This window comes from Mycobacterium sp. E2462, assembly GCF_001672685.1.
In the GTDB taxonomy this organism is placed as follows: domain Bacteria; phylum Actinomycetota; class Actinomycetes; order Mycobacteriales; family Mycobacteriaceae; genus Mycobacterium.
Genome location: NZ_LZKC01000381.1, coordinates 1 through 5518, shown reverse-complemented (window position 1 = coordinate 5518; position 5518 = coordinate 1). Strand labels below are relative to the sequence as shown.

The 5518-nt window shown below is 70.5% G+C and carries 7 protein-coding genes; 5 read left to right on the top strand and 2 right to left on the bottom strand.

Translation table 11 applies throughout. The annotated features are described in order from the left end of the window. The first annotated feature begins 88 nt into the window (after window positions 1–88). Window positions 89–1846, top strand: a complete 1758-nt coding sequence (locus A5714_RS19900) for a proline--tRNA ligase (RefSeq protein ID WP_068288093.1) — start codon at window positions 89–91, stop codon at window positions 1844–1846. 24 nt (window positions 1847–1870) lie between these two features. Here A5714_RS19900 and A5714_RS19895 read toward each other — a convergent pair whose 3' ends face one another. Then, window positions 1871–2317: a ferritin-like domain-containing protein gene (locus tag A5714_RS19895; RefSeq protein WP_068074558.1), complete on the bottom strand. Its 447-nt coding sequence runs from the start codon at window positions 2315–2317 to the stop codon at window positions 1871–1873. Then, on the bottom strand, window positions 2314–2844 hold the full coding sequence (locus A5714_RS19890) for a hypothetical protein (protein WP_068074560.1): 531 nt from the start codon (window positions 2842–2844) through the stop codon (window positions 2314–2316). Before A5714_RS19890 ends, A5714_RS19895 begins: the two co-directional genes overlap by 4 nt. 206 nt (window positions 2845–3050) lie before the next feature. Here A5714_RS19890 and rimP point away from each other — a divergent pair, with 206 nt between their 5' ends. From rimP to A5714_RS19875, 4 genes are all read left to right on the top strand, one after another. Then, window positions 3051–3584 (top strand): ribosome maturation factor RimP, encoded by a 534-nt coding sequence (gene rimP / locus A5714_RS19885; RefSeq protein WP_068288090.1) that lies wholly within the window; start codon window positions 3051–3053, stop codon window positions 3582–3584. Next, window positions 3581–4636: a transcription termination factor NusA gene (nusA, locus tag A5714_RS19880; RefSeq protein WP_068288088.1), complete on the top strand. Its 1056-nt coding sequence runs from the start codon at window positions 3581–3583 to the stop codon at window positions 4634–4636. Before rimP ends, nusA begins: the two co-directional genes overlap by 4 nt. Before the next feature lie 55 nt (window positions 4637–4691). Beyond that, window positions 4692–5063, top strand: a complete 372-nt coding sequence (locus A5714_RS25570; RefSeq protein WP_197513818.1) for a YlxR family protein — start codon at window positions 4692–4694, stop codon at window positions 5061–5063. Between the two features lie 64 nt (window positions 5064–5127). Next, window positions 5128–5518, top strand: a 391-nt coding sequence (locus A5714_RS19875) for a translation initiation factor IF-2 N-terminal domain-containing protein (RefSeq protein ID WP_231975936.1), incomplete at its 3' end; no start/stop codon positions are given.

The window sequence follows — 5518 nt, the reverse complement described above, 5'->3', positions numbered from 1 at the left end:
CGCGCTGTGCCAGATTGCTCGCCTCCTCAGCGGGCGCAGGCCGCCCGCATCGTCACCGAGCGCCAAGTCACCGCTAGGCTGGCCCGCTGTGATCACCCGGATGTCCGAGCTGTTCTTGCGCACCTTGCGCGATGACCCCGCCGACGCCGAAGTGCCCAGCCACAAGCTCCTGATCCGAGCCGGCTACGTCCGGCCGGTCGCTCCTGGCCTATACAGCTGGCTGCCGCTGGGACTGAGGGTGCTGCGCAGAATCGAGCGCGTCGTCCGCGACGAGATGAACGCGATTGGGGGACAGGAGATCTTGTTTCCCGCCCTGCTGCCGCGCGCGCCGTACGAGACGACCAACCGCTGGAACGAGTACGGCGATGGCGTGTTCAAATTCAAGGACCGCCGCGGCAACGACTACCTCCTCGGCCCCACCCACGAAGAGCTGTTCACGCTGACCGTCAAGGGCGAATACAGCTCCTACAAGGACTTCCCGCTGCTGCTGTTCCAGATCCAGAACAAGTACCGCGACGAGGCGCGGCCACGCGCCGGCATCCTGCGCGTCCGGGAATTCCTCATGAAGGACTCGTACTCGTTCGATATCGACGACGCCGGCCTCAAGGCCGCCTACCACGCGCATCGCGATGCCTATCAGCGCATCTTCGACCGCGTCGGGGTGCGCTACGTCATCGTCTCCGCCGTCTCGGGCGCGATGGGCGGCAGCGCCTCCGAGGAGTTCCTCGCCGAGAGTGCCGTGGGAGAAGACACCTTCGTACGGTGCCTGGAGTCGGGCTACGCGGCCAACGTCGAGGCCGTCGTCACCGCGCGACCCGAGCCGCCGCCCGCCGACGTCGTGGCCGCGCTGCCCGCGGCGGTGGTCCACGACACCGGCGACACCCCGACCATCGCCACCCTGGTCGACTGGGCCAACGGCGCGGACCTGGGGCGCCCCATCACCGCGGCCGACACCCTCAAAAACGTCCTGTTGAAGGTCCGCCAGCCCGGTGGTGACTGGGAGTTGCTGGCCATCGGCGTGCCGGGCGATCGTGAGGTCGACGACAAGCGCCTGGGCGCGGCGCTCGAGCCGGCCGAGTATGCGCTGCTCGACGACGCCGACTTCGCCAGGCATCCCTTTCTGGTCAAGGGCTACATCGGCCCGAAGGCGTTGCGCGCCAACGGAGTTCGTTACCTGGTCGATCCCCGTGTGGTCGACGGCACCAGCTGGATCACCGGGGCCGACGAACCGCACCGCCACGTTGTCGGCCTGGTGGCCGGGCGGGACTTCACCGCCGACGGCACCATCGAGGCCGCCGAGGTGCGCGACGGCGACCCGTCGCCGGACGGCGCCGGGCCGCTGGTGTCGGCGCGGGGCATCGAGGTGGGCCACATCTTCCAGCTGGGCCGCAAATACACCGACGCGTTCACCGCCGACGTGCTCGGCGAGGACGGCAAGCCGGTGCGCCTGACCATGGGCTCCTACGGCCTGGGGGTGTCCCGGCTGGTGGCCGTCATCGCCGAGCAGCACCACGACGAGCTCGGCCTGCGCTGGCCGGCAGCGGTCGCGCCGTTCGACGTCCACCTGGTGATCGCCAACAAGGACGATCAGGCCCGCGCCGGCGCCACCGAGCTGGCCACCGAGCTGGACCGGCTCGGCCTGGAGGTCCTGCTCGACGACCGCCAGGCCTCGCCCGGGGTGAAGTTCAAGGACGCCGAGTTGCTCGGCGTGCCCCGCATCGTCGTGGTCGGGCGGGGCTGGGCCGACGGCGTGGTGGAGCTGCGGGACCGCTTCGGCGGCCAGACCCGCGAGCTGGCCGCCGGACCGTCGCTGGCCGCCGACATCGCGGCCGCGGTGCGCGGCTAAGTAGTCGTCAAGCTATTCGCCAAGCTAGTCGTTGCCGCCCGGGAAGCTCGTCGTGATGGGCCACGCGCCCAGCACGCGGCTCCACCGGGCCGCCATCACCGCGCTCTGCGTCAGCGCGGTGGCGGCGAAGGCGCGGTCCTCGGCCGTCTCGGCGTGTTCGGCCACCACGCGCCAGGCGCCGGCGCCGTCGTTCTCCATCCGGGCGGCCAGGCGGGCGGCGTCCGCCGCGCTGCCGACCACCAGGGGCAGCTGATACCCCGCGGCGGCCACCGGAACGGTGACCTTGCGGGCGGCCAACATCGCCACCACGTCGTCGCGCCGCTGCCGGTGCTGCTCGAGCGCCTCCACCACCATGCCGTTCACGCTGCCCGGCGACAGCGCCGAGACGATGCCATAGCCGTAGATCGTCGAGTACTCGATGGCCAGCGCGTCACTGAGCGCCGAGTTGTCGGCCTCTTTCCCGGAGGTCATATGGACGGCCCCCCGGGGACCAGCGCCACCGTGTAGGACGCCGTGCACGACGCCGCGATGGAGGCCAGCAGGCCCGCGCGGTAACCCGACTCCGTGCCCACCAGCCGGCTGGCGCTGTCGGCCGAGGCGTGCAGCGCGTTGATCACGTCGGAGACCGGCGGTGGGGGCGGCGGCGGTCCCGCCGGCTGGGCCGGTGCGGGGCTGGCGGTCTCGCTCGTCGAGGTGGTCGCGAGCTTGCCGGCGGCCCGCGCGACCTCCGTGGCGAGCGCGCGGGCGTGCGCGGCGCGCTGGCTCGCCACCACGCTCAGCGCGGCGGCCACCTGCGGCGGGTTGCCGACGGCCGACGCCGCGGCGGCGGCCAGCGCGCTGTCGTGCCTGGCCTGATCGAGGGGGCCCAGCAGCTGTTCGACGGTCGGGGCCTTGGGCGCTGACTTGCCGCAGGCCGACCCCACCGTCGCCAGGGCCGCCAACGCCGCACCACCGGCGAGGACGTTTCGCCGGGTGACGGCCGGAACTGCGCTAGACACAAGCACATCCTGCCATCGGTGTGGTTGCGGGCACGATGCCAGGACTCGATCGTGCCGTGACACCCGATTACTGGCGTATCGTTGATAGCTGGCTCTCGGCGGAACGGCAGCTGCTGCGATTCCCCGGGAGACTGGAGTCGCCTCCCGCGCTCGAGGGGCGGCGACGTCCTCGGAGATGACCGACAACTCAAGATGAGGAGCTCGCCGTGACCACCGGGCTACCTTCCCCGACGCAGGTGATCGAGCTACTCGGTGCCCACTTCGCGCGCGCCGGCTACGAGATCGAAGACGTGGTCATCGACGCCAAGCTGCGTCCGCCGCGGATCACGGTGGTCGCCGACGGTGATCAAGCCCCGGACCTCGACACCATCGCCGCGTTGTCGCGGTCGGCGTCGGCTTTGCTGGACGGCCTCGACGGCGTCCGGGACGACTACGTGCTCGAAGTCAGCTCGCCCGGCGTGGACCGCCCGCTGACCGGTCCGAAGCATTTCCGGCGCGCCCGCGGGCGCAAGGTCGACGTGGTCCTGACTGACGGGTCGACGGTGACCGGGCGCGTCGGCGAGACGGGCGAGGGCGGGGTCGCGTTGGTGGTCCGCGCCGGCCGGGACCTGGCGCTACGCGAAATCGCGTTCGACAAGATCGCGAAAGCCGTTGTGCAGGTGGAATTCTCGCCTCCCGCGCAAGCAGAGTTGGACCTGGCCACTACGGGACGGGCCCGGAACACGGAGGCCGGAGCATGAATATCGATATGGCCGCGCTGCACGCCATCGAGGTCGACCGGGGCATCTCGGTCAACGAGCTGCTCGAGACCATCAAGTCGGCGCTGCTCACCGCCTACCGGCACACCGAGGGCCACCAGACCGACGCCCGGATCGAAATCGATCGCAAGACCGGTGTGGTGCGGGTGGTCGCGACCGAAACCGACGACGACGGCAACGTGATCAGCGAATGGGACGACACCCCGGAGGGCTTCGGCCGGATCGCGGCCACCACCGCGCGCCAGGTGATGCTGCAGCGGTTCCGCGACGCGGAGAACGAACGCACCTACGGCGAGTTCTCCACCCGCGAGGGCGAGATCGTCGCCGGCGTGATCCAGCGCGACAGCCGGGCCAACGCCCGGGGCCTGGTCGTCGTGCGGATGGGCACCGAGACCAAGGCGTCGGAGGGCGTGATCCCGGCGGCCGAGCAGGTGCCGGGCGAAAGCTACGAGCATGGCAACCGGGTGCGCTGCTACGTCATCGGGGTGACGCGCGGGGCGCGCGAACCGGTGATCACGCTGTCGCGGACCCATCCCAACCTGGTGCGCAAGCTGTTTTCCCTGGAGGTTCCCGAGATCGCCGACGAGGCGGTCGAGATTGTCGCGGTGGCCCGGGAGGCGGGCCACCGCTCCAAGATCGCGGTGAAGTCCAACGTGCCCGGCCTGAACGCCAAGGGCGCCTGCATCGGCCCGATGGGGCAGCGGGTCCGCAACGTGATGAGCGAGCTATCCGGGGAGAAGATCGACATCATCGACTATGACGAGGACCCGGCCCGCTTCGTCGCCAACGCGTTGTCGCCGGCGAAGGTGGTGTCGGTGTCGATCATCGACCAGGCCGCGCGCGCCGCGCGGGTGGTGGTCCCCGATTTCCAGCTGTCGCTGGCGATCGGCAAGGAGGGCCAGAACGCGCGCTTGGCCGCTCGGCTCACCGGATGGCGCATCGACATCCGCGGCGATGCGCCGGCCGGCGGCGGGGGACAGGCCGAGCACCAGCCCGAGCACGGCGCCAGTCACGGTTTGGCCCGCGACCGCTGACCGCCTTCTTCGTCGGTGGGTTCTGACCATCGATCGGGTGACGCTAGACTGAGCCGTGATCCAGCGTGAGCCTTCGGCCTCGACGCAGGGACGCGCGGGCGGACCCGTGCGGACGTGTGTGGGATGCCGGAAGCGAGAGCTGGCTGTCGAACTGCTTCGCGTGGTGGCTGTGTCGGCGGGGAACGGCGAGTCCGCCGTGATCGTTGACATGGGCAGTAGCCTTCCGGGGCGGGGTGCATGGCTGCATCCCGCGCCGCAATGCGCACAACAGGCGGTCCGGCGGCGAGCTTTCACCCGGGCGCTGCGCATCACCGGTTCACCGGACACCTCGGCGGTGATCGAGCACATCGAGTCCCTCGGTGCGCCCGATGGCCCAGGCAACAGAACAGGTAGCAAAGAACATGAGCACACCGTGAAGTCCCGATGACAATGCGTCATAGCTAAACCCGAGGCGCGGCCCCACGACTGTCGCCTCTCAGACAGGAGATGTAGTGGCAGGTAAGGCCCGCGTACACGAGTTGGCCAAGGAACTCGGTGTCACCAGCAAGGAAGTCCTCGCCCGGCTGAACGAACAGGGCGAATTCGTCAAATCCGCATCCTCGACCGTCGAGGCGCCGGTCGCGCGCCGGCTGCGCGAGTCGTTCGGCGGCGGCAAGTCGGGCGGAGCGCCCACCAAGTCGCCGGCGAAGGTCCCGGGCGCGGCGCGCCCGCCGCTGAAGGGGCCCGACGCGTCCCTCGACAGGGCCCTCGACCAGGCGATCAACAAGGCCGTCGGCAACGGCGAGACCAAGGCGGCCCCCAAGCCCGGCGTCCCGGGCCCGCGCCTCGGCGAGCAACGCGTCCATCCGCTGCACGGTGTCGGTCGTGGTGTCCCGGGTGAAC

What these genes read in the sequence shown, in the direction of transcription:
- nusA (WP_068288088.1), top strand. Translation starts at nt 3,581, where the DNA reads ATGAATATCGATATGGCCGCGCTGCACGCCATCGAGGTCGACCGGGGC.
- A5714_RS19895 (WP_068074558.1), bottom strand. Translation starts at nt 2,317, where the DNA reads ATGACCTCCGGGAAAGAGGCCGACAACTCGGCGCTCAGTGACGCGCTG.